Raw genomic sequence first — 17,867 nt, forward strand, 5'->3', positions numbered from 1 at the left:
CAGGGCTGTCGCTGGCGGACCAGGCGGGCGCGCTGAAGGCCCTGCCGCCGGCCGACCAGGCCCGCGCCGGGCGCCTTGCCGCCGACGTGCTGCGCCACCAAGCGCGCGCCGATGCCGTGATCCGCGCCTATGTCAGCCGCAAGCCCAGCCCGCCCGTCGCGGACGTGCTGCGCCTGGCCGTGGTCGAGATGCTGGACGGCGGCGGCGCACCGCACGGCGTCGTGGACGCGGCCGTCAGCCTGACCCGCAGCCTGGGCAAGAAGGGCCAGGCTGCCTCGGGCATGGTCAATGCCGTGCTGCGCAAGGTGGCGGGCCACAAGGGCTGGGCCGACCTGCCGCCGCAGCCGATGCCGCACTGGCTGCGCGAACCTGTCGCTGCCGCTTATGGCGAGGACGCCGCGCGGGCCATCGAGGCCGCGCATGGGGCGGGCGCCCCGCTGGACCTGACACCCAAGCCGGGCGTGTCGGTCGAGGGCGCGGACGTGCTGCCGACCGGATCGTTGCGCATCCATGGCCCCGCGCAAGTGTCCGCCCTGCCCGGCTTCGCGACGGGCGACTGGTGGGTGCAGGACGCCGCCGCCGCCCTGCCCGTCCGCCTGCTGGACCCCCGACCGGACGAGCGAATCGCCGATCTTTGCGCGGCGCCCGGCGGCAAGACGCTGCAACTGGCGTCGGCGGGTGCGCAGGTGACGGCCGTGGACATCAGCCCCGCCCGCCTGCGGCGCGTGGCCGAGAACCTGCGCCGCTGCAAGCTGTCCGCCGAACTGGTCGCGGCGGATGCCCTGGACTGGCGCCCCACCGCGCCCCTGGACGCGATCCTGCTGGACGCGCCCTGCTCGGCCACGGGCACCATCCGCCGCCATCCCGACCTGCCCTTCCTGCGGGACGGGTCGGGCATCCCGGCCCTGATCGACGTGCAGGCGCGGCTGATCGACCATGCCCTGTCCCTGCTGCCGCCGGGCGGGCGGATGGTCTATGCCGTCTGCTCGCTGCTGCCCGACGAGGGCGAGGCCCAAGTCGCCGCCGCCCTGGCCCGCCATCCGGGCCTGGTGGTGGAAACGCCGGATCTGCCGGGGACCGAGCCTTCGTGGATCACGCCGGAAGGCGGGCTGCGCACGCGGCCCGACTGCTGGCCCGGCCGGGGCGGCATGGACGGGTTCTTCATGGCGCGGCTGCACAAGGCGGGCCGGGGCGGCTGAGGGGCGCTGCCCCTCTTGGCCTGCGGCCAATTCACCCTGGGGTATTTGCGCAACGGAGAAATGGCGGATTGCCACGCGGGGTTCTGGACCTTGCGCGGCAGGGCGGGTAGTTGGGCCGCAAACCAGATGCGAGGCCCCCATGTCCCATCCCGTGCCGATCCGACGCGCGCTCATCTCTGTTTCCGACAAGACCGGGCTGATCGACTTCGCCCGCAAGCTGGACGCGCGGGGGATCGAGATCCTGTCCACCGGCGGCAGCGCGAAGTCGCTGCGCGAGGCCGGGCTGACGGTGGTGGACGTGGCCGATGTGACGGGCTTTCCCGAAATGATGGACGGCCGCGTCAAGACGCTGCACCCCGTTGTCCATGGCGGCCTGCTGGCGCTGCGCGACAACGCCGAACACATTGCCGCGATGGAGGCCCACGGCATCGGGCCGATCGACCTGCTGGTGGTGAACCTGTATCCCTTCGAGGAAACGGTCGCCCAGGGCGCAGGCTATGACGACTGCATCGAGAACATCGACATCGGCGGCCCGGCGATGATCCGGGCAGCGGCCAAGAACCACGGCTTCGTCACCGTGATCGTGGACGTGCAGGACTATGACGCGCTGCTGGCCGAACTGGACGCCAACGACGACCGCACCACGCTGGCCTTCCGCCAGCGCCAGGCGCAGATCGCCTATGCGCGCACCGCCGCCTATGACGCCGCCGTCTCGACCTGGCTGGCGGGCGCCATCGGCGAGGAAACGCCCCGCCGCCGCGCCTTCGCGGGCACGCTGGCGCAACCCCTGCGCTATGGCGAGAACCCGCACCAGCAGGCGGCCTTCTATGTCACGGGCGACAACCGCCCCGGCGTCGCCACCGCGAAGCAGTGGCAGGGCAAAGAACTGTCCTACAACAACATCAACGACACCGACGCGGCCTTCGAACTGGTGGCCGAATTCGACCCGGCGCAAGGCCCGGCCTGCGCGATCATCAAGCACGCCAACCCCTGCGGCGTGGCGCGGGGCGAAACGGCGCTGGAGGCCTACAGGCGCGCCTTCGACTGCGACCGCACCTCGGCCTTCGGCGGCATCATCGCGCTGAACGGAACGCTGGACGGCGCCACCGCCGAGGAGATCGCCAAGATCTTCACCGAAGTGGTCATCGCGCCTGATGCCGACGAGGACGCCAAGCGCATCTTCGCCGCCAAGAAGAACCTGCGCTTGCTGACCACCGGCGGGTTGCCTGATCCGCAGGCGGCGGGGCTGGCCTTCCGCCAGGTCGCGGGCGGGTTCCTGGTCCAAGGCCGCGACAACGGCCATGTCATGCTGTCCGACCTGAGGGTGGTCAGCGACCGCCGGCCCTCGGATGCGGAACTGAACGACATGCTGTTCGCCTGGACCGTTGCCAAGCACGTCAAGTCGAACGCCATCGTCTATGCGAAGGACATGGCCACCGTGGGCATCGGCGCGGGCCAGATGAGCCGCGTAGACAGCACCCGCATCGGCCGCCGCAAGTCCGAGGACATGGCCGAGGCGCTGGGGCTGGCCCAGCCCCTGACCATCGGCGCGGTCGTGGCCTCGGACGCCTTCTTCCCCTTTGCCGACGGGATCGAGGCCCTGGCCGAGGCGGGCGCCCGCGCGGTGATCCAGCCCGGCGGGTCCATGCGCGACGACGAGGTGATCGCGGCGGCCAACCGCCTGGGCCTGGCGATGGTCTTCACCGGCCAGCGGCACTTCCGGCACTGATGCAGCACGAACTGCCCCTGGACCAGCCGCCCCCAGCACCGGCTCAACCGGCGGCGCCCAAGGCGCGGCGGCCGCGCGCGCCGAAAAAGCCCGTGCCGCCCCTGCGCACGAACATGCGTCCGGTGGCCTGGACGGCAGGGCTGGTCTTCCTGCTGGACCAGGCGCTGAAATACTGGGTGGTCCATGTGCTGCAACTGGACCGCGTTCGCGAAATCGACGTGCTGCCGCCCTGGCTGAACCTGCGCATGGCCTGGAACCAGGGCGTGAACTTCGGCCTGATGGCATCCGACACCGATGTCACGAAATGGCTTCTGATCGGGGTGGCGATCGTCATCGTGGCCTGGGTCTGGATCTGGATCTGGCGGTCCAATGCCGGGCGGTTTGCCCGCATCGCCGCGGGGCTGCTGATCGGCGGCGCGCTTGGCAACGTGATCGACCGGCTGCTCTACGGCGCGGTCGCGGATTTCCTGAACATGTCGCTGCCCGGATGGCAGAACCCCTACAGCTTCAACGTGGCCGACATCGCCATCTTCGCGGGTGCCATCGGGCTGGTCCTGGTGCCGCAGAAGAAGGAACCGGAAAAACCCGCCCGCAAGCCGCGCAGCAAGCCCGCCGACAACCACCACGACAAGACCCGTGACGGGGCCGGCAAATCCGGCTAGAACGGGCGCAACAAAGGCAAGGGGCAGTTCTATGCAGGCTTTCGTCAGGGGCATCGCGGCAGCGGCCGTCATGGGGCTTTCGGCCTGCGGCAGCAACCAGCTGATGAATATCGAGACCGGCCAGAACAGCCCGGACGAATTCGCCATTCTGCCGACCCGGCCCCTGTCCATGCCGCCCGACCTGGCGCTGCTGCCAGCGCCCACGCCGGGCGGGGCCAACATCACCGATCCGAACCCGAATGCCGATGCCGTGGCGGCCCTTGGCGGCAACCCCGCCCGGCTGAGCGACCAGGGCATCGCCGCAGCCGATGGCGCTCTGGTCGCCCATGCAGCCCGCCGCGGCACCGACCCCGCCATCCGCCAGACGCTGGCCGAGGCCGACGCGGAATGGCGCTCGCGCAACAAGCGTCGCCCGCTGGAGGCGCTGTTCGGCACCACCGTCTATCAGCGCGCCTATCGCCCCATGGCCCTTGATTCGCGGACCGAGCAGCAACGCTGGCAGCGCGCGGGCGCGATCACCCAGACCTCGCCCGCCCCGCCCGAGGAATGACCGGGGGCTTCGATCCCGCTGCACCCCATTTCGGCGAAAACCCTTGGCCCGCCTATGCGTGGCTGAGGACCGTGCCGGGCCTGCCCTTGTGGCAGGACTTCCGGCTTGCCTCGCGCTTTGCCGATGTGCAGGCCATCGCCTCGGACCGGCGGATGGTGCGGGGCACGGCGATCTTTTCCGACGGGCAGCGCCGGGACCTGCAGCGGGCCGAGAACTTCCACGACATGCCGTTCCACGAACGCTTCGTGCAGTGCTCGATGCTGGAGATCGACGGGCCGGACCACGACCGGCTGCGGCGCGCGGTGTTTCCGTTCTTCACGAAGTCCCGGCTGGACAGCCTGCGGCCCTTTGTCGCGGCCTGGGTCGATGCCGCGCTGGACCGGCTGGTCCCGCAGGGCCGTTTCGACTTCATCGCCGATCTGGCGGCGCATCTGCCGGGGCAGGTCATCGGCCACCTGATCGGCACCGATCCGGCGCTTGCCCCGCAGATGACCCAATGGTCCGAGGACACCGTCAGCTATTTCGACATCAGCCGCCGCGCCCCCGACCGCAAGGAACGGGCCGAACGGGCGGTGCGCCTGTTCCATGACGCGCTGCAGGACCTGTATGCCGAACGCAAGGCTCGTTCCCGCAATGACCTGATGTCGGCGATGATCGGGGCCGAAGGCGCAGGCCTGTTGTCCCGTGACGAGTTGATCGCGACGGTCATGCAGATCCTCCATGCGGGCCATGGATCGGCCATCGACGCGATGGGCAGCGGGCTTCACGCGCTGCTGGCGCATCCGGACCAGATGGCGCGGCTTCGCGCCGAACCCGGCCTGATGTCCCTGGCGGTGCAGGAAATGTTCCGCTTCGCCCCGCCGCTGATCTTCTTTCACCGCTTTGCCGGCGAAGACCTGTTCCTCTGTGGACAGGACTGGGCGCGGGGCACGAGGTTCGGGCTGCTTTATGCCAGCGCGAACCGTGACCCGGCCGCCTTTCCCGAACCGGACCGCTTCGACATCGCGCGCAAGCCGAACCTGCACCTGGCCTTCGGCGCGGGGCCGCATGTCTGCCTGGGCAACAACCTGGCGCGGCTGAACATGGAGGTCCTGTTCACCGCCCTTCTGGCCCGCACCCGCCGCATCGAACCGGCTGGTCCCGTGGCGTGGAAGACCGGCCTCCAGGCCCATGGTCCCCTGTCGCTGCCCATCACCGTGGCGACACATTAGCGTGTGACCCGTTGCGAAGGCCGCCGGCTTTGGTCAGATTTCACACCAAGCCCAAGGAGGTCCCGCCCCCATGCACCGCCCCGCCCTGCCTGCCCTGCTGGCCCTGACCCTCGGCGCCGCGCCCGCACTTGCCCAGACCGCGGCCGAGATGCCCGAGGGAATCACCCATTTCACCCTGCCGAACGGGCTGGAAACCGTGGTGATCGAGGATCACCGCGCCCCCGTGGTCGTGCAGATGGTCTGGTACAAGATCGGCTCCGCCGACGAACAGCCCGGCAAGTCGGGGATCGCCCACTATCTGGAACACCTGATGTTCAAGGGCACCGAGAAGCTGGAGCCGGGCGAACTGTCCAAGACCGTCACCGCCAACGGCGGCATGGACAACGCCTTCACCAGCTACGACTACACCGCCTATTTCCAGCGCATCGCCAGCGACCGCCTTCCCCTGGTCATGGAGATGGAGGCCGACCGCATGGCCAACCTGCGCATCGGCGAGGACGACTGGCAGGCCGAACGCCAGGTCGTGCTGGAGGAACGCGCGCAGCGGGTGGACAGCGACCCCGCCTCGCTGTTCGCCGAGGAGCGCAATGCCACGCTGTTCTACAACCACCCCTACGGCCGCCCGGTGATCGGCTGGCGCGCCGAAATGGAGGGGCTGACCCGTGACGACGCGCTGGCCTGGTATGACGATCATTACTCCCCGAACGAGGCGATCCTGATCCTCGCGGGCGACGTCACGCCCGAGAAGGCCCGCGAACTGGCCGAGCGGTATTACGGCCCGATCCCCGCCAAGGGCGAGGCCGAGCCGCGCCTCCGCCCGCAGGAACCGACCCAGCGGTCGCCGCGCCGGATGGAGATGACCGACCCCCGCGTGCCGCAACCGGTGATGACGCGCAGCTATGTCGCGCCCGAACGCGATCCGGGCGACCAGAAGGACGCCGCCGCGCTGACCGTGCTGGCGGAACTGCTGGGCGGGTCCATGCAGACCTCGGTCCTGGGGCGCGAACTGGCGATGAAGGGCAAGGCGCTGTGGGTGAACGCGGGCTATGACGGCTTTTCCGTCGACCCGACCAGCTTCGGCATCTCGCTGGTGCCCGCCGACGGCATGGCGCCCGAGGAGGCCGAGGCCGAACTGGATCGCGTTCTGGCGCGATTCCTGGAAACGGGGCCCGACCCCGCCGATCTGGACCGCGTGAAGACCCAGATCGAGGCCGCCCGGGTCTATACGCTCGATTCCGCGCATGGCCGGGCTTACGATTACGGGCAGGGGCTGGCGACCGGGCTGTCGGTGCAGGACGTGAACGACTGGCCCGACATCCTGGCCGCCGTCACGGCCGAGGACGTGATGGCCGTCGCCCGCGACGTGCTGGGCAGCAAGGCCACCGTGACCGGCTGGCTGCTGCCACCCCCCGCGGCGGAAACCGCCGACACGCCCCCCGCAGCCACCCCAACCCCCGAGGTGCAAGGATGATCCGCGCCGCCATCGCCGTCCTCTTCGCCGTCCTGGCCGTCCCGGCCCATGCCATCGACATCCAGGCCGTGACCTCGCCCGGCGGCGTCAAGGCCTGGCTGGTCCAGGACGACAGCATCCCCTTTGTCGCGGTGGAATTCGCCTTCAGGGGCGGCGCCAGCCTGGACGCGCCCGGCAAGCGCGGCGCCATCAACCTGATGACCGGCACGCTGGAAGAAGGCGCGGGCAGCCGCGATTCGGTGGCCTTTGCCCAGGCGGTCGAGGATCTGGGCGCGCAGTTTTCCTTTGACGTGGGCGACGATTCGCTGTCGGTCGGGATGCGTGCCCTGTCCGAGAACCGCGACGAGGCCGCCGCCCTTCTGGCCGAGGCGCTGACGCAGCCCCGCTTCGACGACGCGGCGGTGGAACGCGTCCGCGCCCAGGTGCAGTCGATCATCCGGTCCGAGGAAACCGACCCGCAGGCCATCGCCGCCAAGGAGATGTCGCGCCAGGCTTGGGGGGATCACCCCTATGCGACCTCGATCAACGGCACGCTGGACTCCGTGGCGGCGCTGACGCGGCAGGATCTGGTGGCCGCGAAGAACCGCGTGCTGGCCCGCGACCGGGTGGTGGTGGGGGCTGCGGGCGACATCTCGCCCGAGGAACTGGGGCTTCTGCTGGACAAGGTTCTGGGCGGGCTGCCGGAACAGGGCACCGCGCCGCTGCCCGAACCCGCGGACCTGCAACTGACCGGCGGCGTCACGGTGGTCGACTGGGACAGCCCGCAGACGGTCGTCAGCTTTGCCGGGCCGGGGCTGCCCATCGACGATCCCGATTACTTCGCCGCCTATGTCGCCAACCACATCCTGGGCGGCGGCGGTTTCAGTTCCCGCCTGATGGAGGAGATCCGCGAAAAGCGCGGTCTGACCTATGGCGTGGGCACCACGCTGGCGACGGGCGTCTATGGCCAGACCTGGCAAGGCGGCATGGCGGGATCGAACGCCACCACGGGGCAGGCGGTGGACCTGATCAAGGCGGAATGGGACCGCATGGCGGAAGGCGTGACCGACCGGGAACTGACCGACGCCAAGACCTACCTGACGGGCGAATACCCCCTGCGCTTCGACGGCAACGGCAAGATCGCGGGCATCCTGGCCGGGATGCAGCTGATCGGCTTTCCCATCGACTACATCAACACCCGCAACGCCAAGGTCGAGGCGGTCACGGCCGATGACGTGAAGCGCGTGGCAGGGCGCCTGCTGGACGCGGACGGGCTGCGCTTCGTGCTGGTGGGTCGTCCCGAGGGGATCGAGGCCACGGACACTCCGGAAGCGGCCGAGGTCGTGAACTGAGACAGCCGGGGGACTTCACGTCCCCCGGACCCCCTGTGGGATATTTGAACCAAGGCAAAGCCCGGCCCTTGGGATTGGCAGGAATCGCTGGCGACACGGCTTCGCTCTTGCTAGATTTGGGTGCATGAACACCCACGCCCCCAATATGCGGCCTGTCATCCGGCAACTGGACGAGGCCACCGCCAACCGCATCGCGGCGGGCGAGGTGGTGGAACGGCCTGCCTCGGCCGTCAAGGAACTGGTGGAAAACGCGCTGGATGCCGGGGCCACGCGGATCGACATCGCCATCGAGGACGGCGGCAAGCGGCTGATCCGGGTCTGCGACGACGGCTGCGGCATGGCGCCGGACGACCTGCCGCTGGCCTTGGCGCGTCATGCCACCAGCAAGATCGACGGCACGGACCTGCTGGCGATCCGGTCCTTCGGGTTTCGGGGCGAGGCGCTGCCGTCGCTGGGCGCGGTGGGACGGCTGACCATCACCTCGCGGATGCGGGGCGGCGACGGGGCGGTGATCGCGGTCGCGGGCGGCAAGGTGGCGCCGGTGCGTCCGGCGGCGGCGAATTGCGGCACGGTGGTCGAGTTGCGCGACCTGTTCTTTGCCACGCCTGCCCGGCTGAAGTTCCTGCGCGGCGACCGGGCCGAGACGATGGCCGTGGCCGAATGCGTCCGCCGCCTGGCCATGGCCGAGCCTTACGTGGGCTTCACCCTGACCGCCGACGGCAAGGAGATCTTCCGCGCCGACGCCGAACAGGGCGAGCTGTTCGACGCCCTGCAGATCCGCCTGTCCCGCGTCATGGGCCGCGACTTCATCGACAACGCCATCTCCCTCGACGCGGAACGCGACGGGCTGGCGCTGACCGGCTTTGCCGCCCTGCCCACCTATTCGCGCGGCGCGGCGGTGGCGCAACATCTTTACGTGAACGGCCGTCCGGTGCGGGACAGGCTGCTAACCGGGGCGCTGCGGGCGGGATACATGGACGTCCTGGCCGCGGGCCGACACCCGGCGGCGGTGCTGTACCTGTCCTGCGACCCGCAGCTTGTGGACGTGAACGTCCACCCCGCCAAGGCCGAGGTCCGCTTCCGCGACCCGCAGGGCGCGCGCGGGCTGCTGGTCAGCGCCCTGCGGCACGGGATGGCGGGCGCCGGACATCGTGCCTCGTCGACGGTGGGCGATGCGACGCTGGCGGCGTTCCGGGCGGAACCCGTGGCGCCGCGTGCCTATCAGATGGATTACCGACCCTCGGCGACGGCGATCCGCGCCAGCCTGGACCTGCAAGCCCCCGCTCCGGGCTTTTCCGAGGCGCCTTCGGCCCGCGTCGAGGAAGCGGCCGTGCCGGTGGACGCCCCCCTGGGCGCGGCGCGGGCGCAGGTCCACGAGAACTACATCATCGCCCAGACCGCCGACGGGCTGGTCATCGTCGATGGGCACGCCGCCCATGAACGGCTGGTCTATGAGCGGCTGAAGGCCCAGGCGGCAGCCACCGGCATCGCCCGTCAGGCGCTGCTGATCCCCGAGATCGTGGACCTGTCCCCTTCCGACGCCGGCCGCATCCTGGCGATCGCGGGCGATCTGGCCGAACTTGGCCTTGTGATCGAACCTTTCGGAGGCGGCGCCATTGCCGTCCGGGAAACCCCGGCGATGCTGGCGCGGCTGGACGCGCGCGCGCTGGTCCGCGACATCCTGGACGATCTGGCGGACCAGGGCGCGTCCGACCGGCTGCGCGGGCGGATCGACGCGGTGCTGTCCTCGATGGCCTGCCACGGCTCGGTCCGGTCGGGCCGACGCATGACGGCCGAGGAGATGAACGCCCTGCTGCGCGAGATGGAGCGCACGCCGAAATCCGGCCAGTGCAACCACGGCCGCCCGACCTGGGTCAAGCTGCGCCTGTCCGATATCGAGCGGCTGTTCGGCAGGCAGGATTGACGGCGGATTTCAACGGCGCGACAGTCGGCCCAGTCAAGGAGCCGTGCCATGCTGCAGATCAGCCCTGAAAAGATCGCCCATATCATCATCCGCGCGCGCGAATACGACAGCGGCGTCAACCCCTGGGCGCATTCGGGCGGCAGGCCGCAGCGCGGTGTCCAGAGCGAACTGCGCGACTTCATCGCCAACCTGAACGAGGACGAGCAGGCCAGCCTGGTCGCCGTCATGTGGATCGGCCGGGAAAGCTTCGAGCCCGAGGAACTGGAGGAAGCCATCGAGACCGCGCGGGTCGAACGCACCACCCCCACCGAGGACTACCTGATGGGAGAGCCGCGCCTGGCCGACCTGCTGGAAGCGGGGCTTGATGCCTTGGGCATCTCGCCCGAGGATGCCGAGGACGATCTGACGCGGCCGGTCTAGGACGCGTCCCCGGCCGGGGTGACGCGGATCAGCTTGCCGTTTCCGTCGTCGGTCAGCAGCATGATCGCGCCGTCCCGGGCGACCTCCACCTCGCGGACGCGGCCGATGCCTTGCAGGTGCCGCGCCTCGCCCGTCACCCGGCCGCCATCCAGTTCCAGGCGCACGAGGGCGCCCGCCTTCAGCCCGCCGATCAGCAGGTCGCCCTGCCAGTCGGGGAACATCGCGCCGTCATAGAAGGTCATCTGGCCCGGCGCGATGACCGGGTCCCAGTAATAGACCGGCTGTTCGGTTCCCTCCAGCCGGGTGAGGCCCTCGCCGATGGGCTTGCCGCTGTAGTCGATCCCGTAGGTCACGCGGGGCCAACCATAGTTGCGGCCCGCCTGCGGGCGGTTCAGCTCGTCCCCGCCTTTGGGGCCATGCTCGATGGTCCAAAGGCGGCCCTGGCCGTCCAGGGCCGCGCCCTGGATGTTGCGATGGCCCCAAGACCAGATTTCCGGCAGCGCCTCGGCCACGCCGGGGTCGCCCAGGGGCGCGCCGCTTTCAGGGTCGATGCGGACCACCTTGCCCAAGGTCGTGGTCACGTTCTGGGCATAAACCCGCGAGTCGGGGTTCGAGCGTTCGCCGGTCGTGACAACAAGCCCGCCCTGGCCATCGAACACCAGCACCGAGCCGTAATGCTTGGTCGAATCCCAGGCCGGCTGCTGCTGCCAGATCACCTGCGTTCCTTCCAGCGTGCCTCCATCCGCCGACAGCGTGCCCGTGGCGACCGCCGTGGCGGTCTTGCCGCCCTCGCGCGGCTGCGCGAAGCTGAACCAGACGCGGCGGGTCTGGGCGAAATCATCGCGCACCGCCACGTCCAGAAGCCCGCCCTGTCCGCGGGTGTCGATCTCGGGCAGGCCGCCGATCGGGTCGGACAGGGCACCGTCGGCGCCGACCATCCGCAGCTTGCCGGACCGTTCCGTTAGAAGCCAGCCGCCGTCGGGCAGTTCGGCAAGTCCCCAGGGATGATCCAGCCCGTCGGCCAGGACCGTCTGGTTCAGGGCCACGTCATCCGCGAGCGCTGGCGCGCGCGTCTGGTTTTCAAAGGCGGGCTGCTGGTCCGGGGCATTCGGGGGCGCGTCGTTGAAACCCTGCGCGGTGGCGTTTCCGGCCAGAAGGCCTGCGGCGGTGGTCAGGGCAAGAAGATGGCGGGGGATCATGCGAGCCTCGTCGGGTGATGCTGCCGGTTGCTGGCCGAACACCCCGGATCGGCCCGCGTTCCCCCGCAGGGCTTCACGTCTGTGTCAGCCGGTCCCGGTGGTCCCGAAACAGCGCCCCCGCCCGGCCCCAGGGACCGTCGTCCATCCGATCCAGACGCGCCAGCACCGGCAGCAGTTGCGCGGCGTAATCTTCCGAACTTTCGCGCGGCAGCATTGAGGGCAGGTTGTCGATGGCCATCACGTCCAGCGGCGGATGATCCGCCACGCGCAGCACCGGCTGGTCCCAGGTCGTCGTGCGGTCATAGACCTTGACGGGGGAAAAGTCGCTGGACGGGTCGCAGGCCACGTCGCCGATCACCGTCAGCGCGCGACCCGGCGCCGTGGCGCTTGCGGGAACGAAGACCGGCGCGCCCGGCTGGGCCAGGATCGCGTTGATGAACAGGTCATGGGCCAGAACCTCGGGGAAGGGGCCGCCGCCGGCGGTCTCGGCCATGTCCCAACGGGTGACGGGCACGCCCATCCCGACCAGCAGGTCGGCGGCACCGCTGCCCACGCGGCCCTTGGCGCCGATCACCAGCGCGCGCGGGCGGGGGCGGCCCGTGGCGTCCAACTGGGCGCGCAACTCCTCCAGCAGCAGGGCCTTGTCGGGATAGGCATGGATCGGCCCGCACAACTCGCCCCGTTGCTGCGCGACCCATGCCTTGAGCGACACGGCCGCCCCGGCATAGCCGGCCCAGTAGCCGAAGGCGGCAAGGCGGCGGCCGTTGTCGTCCGTCAGGTATTCCAGATCGTACAGCTGCCCCGCGCCTTCCGCGAAACGGCGCAGCAGCGCCTGGCCCGCGGGCTGCCCCTTGAAGGCGTGGCCGAACATGACGTGGCGGTGACGCAGGGGGGTGCCGTCGTCCGGCAGTTCCTTCAGGCCGAAGACGATGGCGTCGTCGGGCGCGGTGGTCCAGCTTCCCTCGGGGACGACGGTGGCGCCCGCGCGGGCATAGGCGTCGGTCGGCAGGACGCGGCGGGGGCTGTCCTCGACCGTGACGGCGAACCCCTGGGCCACCAGTGCCCCTACGCCGTCGGGGGTGATGCCGACCCGATCCTCGTTCGGGCGGCTTTCGGCCCGCACCCATAGATGTGTCATCGCCACTCCTGGTTTCGTCATTGCGCCGCCATCTAGTCCCCGCGACCGGGCAGCGGCAAGGGAACCCGTTGGTGCCGCAGGTGTTCCGCATCCGACCCATTCCCGTGCCCGGAGCCAACCGATGATCCTCAGCCGCCGCGCCAGCCTGATGCTGGGCCTTGCCACCGCCAGCGCCGCCGTCATGCCCCGCCTTGCCTTCGCCCAGACGGCGGTTCCGACCTCCTTTGCCTATCCGGTCGAAGGCGGCCAGGTGGTGTTCCACCCGGTCGATCATGCCTCCATGGTGGTCGAGACGCCGGGCGGGGTGATCTATGTCGACCCCGTGGGGGGCGCTGACCTGTATGCGGGGATGCCGCAGCCCGCGCTGATCCTGCTGACGCATGAACATGGCGATCATTTCGACCTGCCGACGCTGCAGGCCCTGCCCCCTGTCGCCATCATCGCCAACCCGGCGGTCCACGGCATGCTGCCCGCCGACATGCAGGCGCGGGCGACCGCGATGGCGAACGGGGATCAGGCCCAGGCGATGGGCATGGGGATCGAGGCCGTGCCCGCCTACAACACCAGCCCCGACAAGCAGCAGTTCCATCCCCAAGGCCGCGACAACGGCTATGTGCTGACCATCGGGGCCAAGCGCTTCTACATCGCCGGCGACACCGAGGACACGCCCGAGATGCGCGCGCTGGAGGATATCGAGGTCGCCTTCCTGCCCATGAACCTGCCCTACACCATGACGGTCCAGCAGGCCGCCGATGCGGTCGCGGACTTCAAGCCGGTCACGGTCTTTCCTTATCACCACCGGGGCAGCGACGTTCAGGACTTCGCCCGCCTGGTCGAGGCCACGGACGCGGGCAGCCTTGTCGTGATCGCCAACTGGTACCCGCGCGGCGAGGCGGGCTGACGGCGCCTTTACCGCCGGCCCCCGGCAGGCTAGCGTCCGGCCATGCTGCGTTACCTGTCGTCACGGATACTGTCCCTGGGGCTGAGCCTGCTGGTCGCCTCGGCGCTGGTCTTTTCCGTGGTGGAGTTGGTGCCGGGCGATCCGGCCAGCTTCATGCTGGGCACCGGCGCGCAGCCCGAGACGGTGGAGGCGCTGCGCCGGCAGATGGGCCTGGACCAGCCCCTGCCCCTTCGCTACGCGGCCTGGCTGGGGGCGATCCTTCAGGGCGATCTTGGCACCAGCTTCACCTATAAGACCCCCATCGCCGGAATGATCCTTGAACGTCTGCAGGTCTCGCTGCCGCTGGCGCTGATGGCGCTGGCGCTGGCGGTTGCCATTGCCCTTCCGGTCGGAACCTTTGCCGCGGCCCGGCGCGGAAAGGCGGGCGACGGGCTGGTCATGGGGGCCGCGCATGTGGGCATCGCGCTGCCGAACTTCTGGCTGGCGATGCTGCTGGTTCTGGTCTTCGCGGTCAGGCTGCGCTGGCTGCCTGCGGGCGGCTTTCCCGGCTGGTCCGCGCCCGCCGCCGCCCTGCGGTCCCTGATCCTGCCCGCCATCGCGCTGGCCCTGCCCCAGGCGGCGATCCTGGCCCGCGTGCTGCGCTCGGCCCTGGTCGAGACGATGGGCCAGGACTATGTCCGCACCGCCCGCGCCAAGGGGCTGAGCGCGGGCCAGGCGCTGCGCCGCCATGCCCTGCGCAATGCGCTGATCCCGGTCCTGACCATCCTGGGGATGCAGTTCAGCTTCCTTCTGGCGGGCGCGATCATCATCGAGAACGTCTTCTACCTGCCGGGTCTGGGCCGGATGATCTTCCAGGCGATCACGCAGCGCGACCTGATCGTGGTGCAATCGGCGGTCCTGGTGCTGGTTGCCGCCGTGATCGCCGTGACCTTCCTGGTCGATCTGGCATACGGCGCCGTGGACCCCCGGCTGCGCCGCCCATGAGGACCGGCCTGATCCTCGGGGCCGTCCTGGCCGGGCTGGCGCTGTGCGCTGCCGCCGTGTCGGCGTTCTGGACACCCCATGACATCACCCGGATGGCGATTGCCGACAAGCTTCTGCCGCCGTCGGGCGCGCATTGGCTGGGGACCGATCACTTCGGGCGCGACATGCTGTCGATGGCGATGCTGGGGGCGCAGACTTCGATGGCAGTGGCCCTGGTGGCGGTGGCGATCGGCATGGCCCTGGGCGTACCGCTGGGCCTGCTGGCCGCTGCCCGGCGCGGCACCTGGATGGACGAGGTCGTGATGCGCGGCAACGACCTGGTCTTCGCCTTCCCCTCGCTGGTCATCGCCATCCTGATCACGGCGGTCCGGGGACCGTCGGCGGTGAACGCGATGGTTGCCATCGGCATCTTCAACATCCCGGTCTTTGCCCGCGTCACGCGGGGCACCGCGCTGCCGATCTGGGTGCTGGATTATGTCCGCGCCGCCCGCGTGGCGGGCAAGGGCACGGCGCTCATCAGCCTGCAGCATGTCCTGCCCAACATCGCGGGCCTGCTGATCGTGCAGGCCACCATCCAGTTCAGCTTGGGCATCCTGGCCGAGGCCGGGTTGTCCTATGTGGGCCTTGGCGCGCAGCCCCCCACCCCAAGCTGGGGCCGCATGTTGGCCGAGGCGCAGACCATGATGGCGCTTGCCCCGCATGTGGCGATCATCCCCGGTCTTTGCATCGTGCTGACCGTCCTGGGGCTGAACCTGCTGGGCGACGGCCTGCGCGACGCGCTGGACCCGCGCCTGCGGGTGGTGCGATGATCCGGCTGGAAGACCTGTCCGTCGCTATCGATGGACGGCCTGTCCTGCAGGGCGTGTCGCTGGACCTGCCGCCGGGCCGCGTCACCGGGCTGGTGGGCGAATCCGGCAGCGGCAAGTCCATGACCGCCTTGGCGATCACCGGGCTGCTGCCGGACCGGGCGCGAGCATCCGGGCGGGTGCTGCTGGACAGCCGCAACCTGCTGGAGACGCCCGAGGCCGCCATGTGCCGCATCCGGGGCAGCCGCATCGGCATGATCTTCCAGGAACCGATGACGGCCCTGAACCCGTTGATGACCATCGGCGACCAGGTGGCCGAGGTGCTGCGCCTCCACCGGGGGCTTGACCGCCGCACCGCGCTGGCCCAGGCGCGCGAGCGGCTGGACCGCGTCGGCCTGCCCCAGCCCCGTTTTCCCCTGACCCTTTACCCCCACGAGCTTTCGGGCGGGCAGCGCCAGCGTGTCGCCATCGCCATGGCCATCGCCCTGCGTCCCGGCCTGCTGATCGCGGACGAACCCACCACGGCCCTGGACGTCACCACGCAGGCGCGCATCCTGGACCTGCTGTCCGGCCTGGCGCGCGACGAGGGCATGGCCCTGCTGCTGATCACCCATGACCTTGCGGTGGTCGCCGGCATGACCGACCACGTGGCCGTGATGCAATCCGGCCGCGTCGTGGAGCATGGCCCGACCGAGGCTGTCTTCCGCCAGCGCCGCCACCCTTACACGCGGCAACTGTTCGCCGCATCGCGCCATGTTCCCGCCCGCATCCCGCCCGGCCCCGCCACGCCGCTGGTGCAGGTGACGGATGCGGTGCGCGAATACCGCCTGCCGGGCGGCGGCCTGCGCGCGCTGGATGGGGTCAACCTGACCATCGCGCGCGGCGAAAGCGTCGGGCTGGTGGGCGAATCCGGCTGCGGGAAATCGACGCTGGCCCGCGCGATCCTGGGCCTGGACACTCTGCAGGGCGGGCATATCCGGCTGGACGGGCAGGACATTGCCGCCGTCCGGCCGATGCCGCGCAAGGCGCGCGCGCGGATGCAGGTGGTGTTCCAGGATCCCTTCGGCAGCTTCGATCCCCGCTGGCGCGTGGACCGCCTGCTGGCCGAACCCTTCCACCTGACGGGCCGCCCGCCTGACTGGCGCGACCGGGTTGCCACGACCCTGACCGAGGTCGGCCTTGACCCGGACGACGCCCGCAAGTTCATCCACCAGTTTTCCGGGGGCCAGCGCCAGCGCCTTGCCATTGCCCGCGCGCTGATCATCCGCCCGGCCCTGATCGTCCTGGACGAGGCCGTCAGCGCCCTGGATGTCCGTGTCCGCGCGCAGGTCCTGGACCTGCTGGCGCGGTTGCAGGCCGTCCACGGGCTGTCCTACCTGTTCATCAGCCACGACCTGTCGGTGGTGCGCGGCGTCACGGACCGTATCCTGGTCATGCAGGCGGGCCGCATCGTCGAGGAAGGCACGCCGGACCAGATCATCGACGCGCCCCGGCATGATTCCACCAAGGCCCTGGTCGCGGCCATGCCGAAGATCCCGGCAGGCTGGCTCTAGCTCAGGTAGCCGCCATCCGAATCGTCGCCCGATTCCTCGACCAGCCGGGCGAAGTCCGGCAGGATGATGGCGCGCTTTCCTTCCAGTTCGATCACGCCTTCGCGCTTCAACGTGCTGATCTGACGGCTGACGGTTTCCAGCGTGAGCCCCAGATAATCGGCCATCGCCTCGCGGGTCAAAGGCAGCTCGACGCGCATCCGTCCGCCTGGCGCGCGCTTTTGCAGGGCCGCTTCGCGCCGCGCGATGATGGTGATGAACGAGGCGATCTTTTCCCGCGCGGTCTTGCGGCCCAGAAGCAGCATCCATTCCCGCGCCGCGTCCAGTTCATCCAGCGTCATCTCCAGCAGGCGATGCGCGACATGAGGCGTGGTGCGCATCATCTGCTCGAACGGCTTGCGGCGGAAGCAGCACATGACCACCTTGGTGGCGGCGGTGGCGTTGTAGGGGGCGATCTCGCGGCTGGGGCGGCCCAGGAAGTCGCTGGGCAGCAGAAGGCCCACCATCTGCGTGCGCCCGTCCTCCAGCGTCTGCGTCAGCGAGGCCACGCCGCTGACGACCGAGCCGACGAATTCCATCCGGTCGCCTTCCCAGACAATCGGCTGACCGGGCTCGAAAGCCCGGTAGAATTTCATGTCTTCCAGCAGGGCAAGCTCGTCCGTTTCGCAATGCGCGCACACGGCACGATAGCGGATCGGACAGTCGCCACAGCGTTCCCCGCCATCCTGGCTGGGGGCTTTCTGGTTGATCTGGGTCAAGGCAATCTCGCGCGTTTCCATCTAAATCCTAGCG

Annotated in this window: 16 protein-coding genes; 13 read left to right on the forward strand and 3 right to left on the reverse strand. The window is 69.9% G+C overall.

Going from position 1 to position 17,867, the window contains the following annotated elements; all coding sequences use genetic code 11:
• The 9 genes from J0F76_RS06415 to J0F76_RS06455 form a co-directional block, all read left to right on the forward strand.
• Nucleotides 1-1,199, forward strand: a 1,199-nt coding sequence (locus tag J0F76_RS06415) for an RsmB/NOP family class I SAM-dependent RNA methyltransferase (RefSeq protein ID WP_207467007.1), incomplete at its 5' end; no start/stop codon positions are given.
• 139 nt (nt 1,200-1,338) lie between these two features.
• Nucleotides 1,339-2,928 carry a bifunctional phosphoribosylaminoimidazolecarboxamide formyltransferase/IMP cyclohydrolase gene (purH, locus tag J0F76_RS06420; RefSeq protein WP_207467009.1) on the forward strand — a complete coding sequence of 530 codons (1,590 nt, stop codon included), beginning with the start codon at nt 1,339-1,341 and terminating at the stop codon, nt 2,926-2,928.
• Between the two features lie 113 nt (nt 2,929-3,041).
• The gene (gene lspA, locus J0F76_RS06425; protein ID WP_207467122.1) at nt 3,042-3,590 is read left to right on the forward strand and encodes a signal peptidase II; all 549 of its coding nucleotides are present in this window, start codon (nt 3,042-3,044) and stop codon (nt 3,588-3,590) included.
• Nucleotides 3,591-3,621: 31 nt separating this feature from the next.
• Complete coding sequence (locus tag J0F76_RS06430; protein ID WP_207467011.1) at nt 3,622-4,140, forward strand: DUF3035 domain-containing protein; 519 nt, start codon at nt 3,622-3,624, stop codon at nt 4,138-4,140.
• Entirely contained in the window at nt 4,137-5,351 is a 1,215-nt protein-coding gene (locus J0F76_RS06435; RefSeq protein ID WP_207467012.1) for a cytochrome P450, read from the forward strand. Before J0F76_RS06430 ends, J0F76_RS06435 begins: the two co-directional genes overlap by 4 nt.
• Before the next feature lie 70 nt (nt 5,352-5,421).
• A complete protein-coding gene (locus tag J0F76_RS06440; protein WP_207467014.1) occupies nt 5,422-6,822 on the forward strand; it encodes a M16 family metallopeptidase in 1,401 nt (466 codons plus the stop codon).
• Nucleotides 6,819-8,153 carry a M16 family metallopeptidase gene (locus J0F76_RS06445; RefSeq protein ID WP_207467016.1) on the forward strand — a complete coding sequence of 445 codons (1,335 nt, stop codon included), beginning with the start codon at nt 6,819-6,821 and terminating at the stop codon, nt 8,151-8,153. Before J0F76_RS06440 ends, J0F76_RS06445 begins: the two co-directional genes overlap by 4 nt.
• A 124-nt stretch (nt 8,154-8,277) precedes the next feature.
• Entirely contained in the window at nt 8,278-10,077 is a 1,800-nt protein-coding gene (gene mutL, locus J0F76_RS06450) for a DNA mismatch repair endonuclease MutL (protein ID WP_207467018.1), read from the forward strand.
• A gap of 48 nt (nt 10,078-10,125) precedes the next feature.
• Entirely contained in the window at nt 10,126-10,497 is a 372-nt protein-coding gene (locus J0F76_RS06455; protein ID WP_207467019.1) for a DUF3775 domain-containing protein, read from the forward strand.
• Here J0F76_RS06455 and J0F76_RS06460 read toward each other — a convergent pair.
• Nucleotides 10,494-11,696: a PQQ-dependent sugar dehydrogenase gene (locus J0F76_RS06460; protein ID WP_207467021.1), complete on the reverse strand. Its 1,203-nt coding sequence runs from the start codon at nt 11,694-11,696 to the stop codon at nt 10,494-10,496. The genes J0F76_RS06455 and J0F76_RS06460 overlap by 4 nt on opposite strands.
• Before the next feature lie 73 nt (nt 11,697-11,769).
• Nucleotides 11,770-12,834 (reverse strand): saccharopine dehydrogenase, encoded by a 1,065-nt coding sequence (locus J0F76_RS06465; protein ID WP_207467023.1) that lies wholly within the window; start codon nt 12,832-12,834, stop codon nt 11,770-11,772.
• Nucleotides 12,835-12,955: 121 nt separating this feature from the next.
• On the opposite strand from J0F76_RS06465, the gene J0F76_RS06470 reads away from it, so the two are divergent.
• The 4 genes from J0F76_RS06470 to J0F76_RS06485 are packed head-to-tail and all read left to right on the forward strand — an operon-like array spanning nt 12,956 to nt 17,078.
• Nucleotides 12,956-13,735: an MBL fold metallo-hydrolase gene (locus J0F76_RS06470; protein WP_242690035.1), complete on the forward strand. Its 780-nt coding sequence runs from the start codon at nt 12,956-12,958 to the stop codon at nt 13,733-13,735.
• 42 nt (nt 13,736-13,777) lie between these two features.
• Complete coding sequence (locus tag J0F76_RS06475) at nt 13,778-14,719, forward strand: ABC transporter permease (RefSeq protein ID WP_207467025.1); 942 nt, start codon at nt 13,778-13,780, stop codon at nt 14,717-14,719.
• Nucleotides 14,716-15,528, forward strand: a complete 813-nt coding sequence (locus J0F76_RS06480) for an ABC transporter permease (protein WP_207467026.1) — start codon at nt 14,716-14,718, stop codon at nt 15,526-15,528. Before J0F76_RS06475 ends, J0F76_RS06480 begins: the two co-directional genes overlap by 4 nt.
• On the forward strand, nt 15,525-17,078 hold the full coding sequence (locus J0F76_RS06485) for an ABC transporter ATP-binding protein (RefSeq protein WP_207467027.1): 1,554 nt from the start codon (nt 15,525-15,527) through the stop codon (nt 17,076-17,078). Before J0F76_RS06480 ends, J0F76_RS06485 begins: the two co-directional genes overlap by 4 nt.
• On the opposite strand, the gene fnrL is transcribed toward J0F76_RS06485, so the two are convergent.
• Nucleotides 17,075-17,854 (reverse strand): transcriptional regulator FnrL, encoded by a 780-nt coding sequence (gene fnrL, locus J0F76_RS06490; protein WP_207467028.1) that lies wholly within the window; start codon nt 17,852-17,854, stop codon nt 17,075-17,077. The two genes, J0F76_RS06485 and fnrL, sit on opposite strands and share 4 nt — an antisense overlap.
• Nucleotides 17,855-17,867: the final 13 nt, after the last annotated feature.

This window comes from Paracoccus fontiphilus (assembly GCF_017356265.1).
GTDB classification, from domain to species: domain Bacteria; phylum Pseudomonadota; class Alphaproteobacteria; order Rhodobacterales; family Rhodobacteraceae; genus Paracoccus; species Paracoccus fontiphilus.

Coding starts and splice junctions, on each gene's coding strand:
- fnrL (WP_207467028.1), bottom strand. CDS start 17,854: ATGGAAACGCGCGAGATTGCCTTGACCCAGATCAACCAGAAAGCCCCC.
- purH (WP_207467009.1), top strand. CDS start 1,339: ATGTCCCATCCCGTGCCGATCCGACGCGCGCTCATCTCTGTTTCCGAC.
- J0F76_RS06480 (WP_207467026.1), top strand. CDS start 14,716: ATGAGGACCGGCCTGATCCTCGGGGCCGTCCTGGCCGGGCTGGCGCTG.
- J0F76_RS06455 (WP_207467019.1), top strand. CDS start 10,126: ATGCTGCAGATCAGCCCTGAAAAGATCGCCCATATCATCATCCGCGCG.
- J0F76_RS06485 (WP_207467027.1), top strand. CDS start 15,525: ATGATCCGGCTGGAAGACCTGTCCGTCGCTATCGATGGACGGCCTGTC.
- lspA (WP_207467122.1), top strand. CDS start 3,042: ATGCGTCCGGTGGCCTGGACGGCAGGGCTGGTCTTCCTGCTGGACCAG.
- J0F76_RS06430 (WP_207467011.1), top strand. CDS start 3,622: ATGCAGGCTTTCGTCAGGGGCATCGCGGCAGCGGCCGTCATGGGGCTT.
- J0F76_RS06445 (WP_207467016.1), top strand. CDS start 6,819: ATGATCCGCGCCGCCATCGCCGTCCTCTTCGCCGTCCTGGCCGTCCCG.
- J0F76_RS06475 (WP_207467025.1), top strand. CDS start 13,778: ATGCTGCGTTACCTGTCGTCACGGATACTGTCCCTGGGGCTGAGCCTG.
- J0F76_RS06440 (WP_207467014.1), top strand. CDS start 5,422: ATGCACCGCCCCGCCCTGCCTGCCCTGCTGGCCCTGACCCTCGGCGCC.
- J0F76_RS06460 (WP_207467021.1), bottom strand. CDS start 11,696: ATGATCCCCCGCCATCTTCTTGCCCTGACCACCGCCGCAGGCCTTCTG.
- mutL (WP_207467018.1), top strand. CDS start 8,278: ATGAACACCCACGCCCCCAATATGCGGCCTGTCATCCGGCAACTGGAC.
- J0F76_RS06465 (WP_207467023.1), bottom strand. CDS start 12,834: ATGACACATCTATGGGTGCGGGCCGAAAGCCGCCCGAACGAGGATCGG.
- J0F76_RS06470 (WP_242690035.1), top strand. CDS start 12,956: ATGATCCTCAGCCGCCGCGCCAGCCTGATGCTGGGCCTTGCCACCGCC.
- J0F76_RS06435 (WP_207467012.1), top strand. CDS start 4,137: ATGACCGGGGGCTTCGATCCCGCTGCACCCCATTTCGGCGAAAACCCT.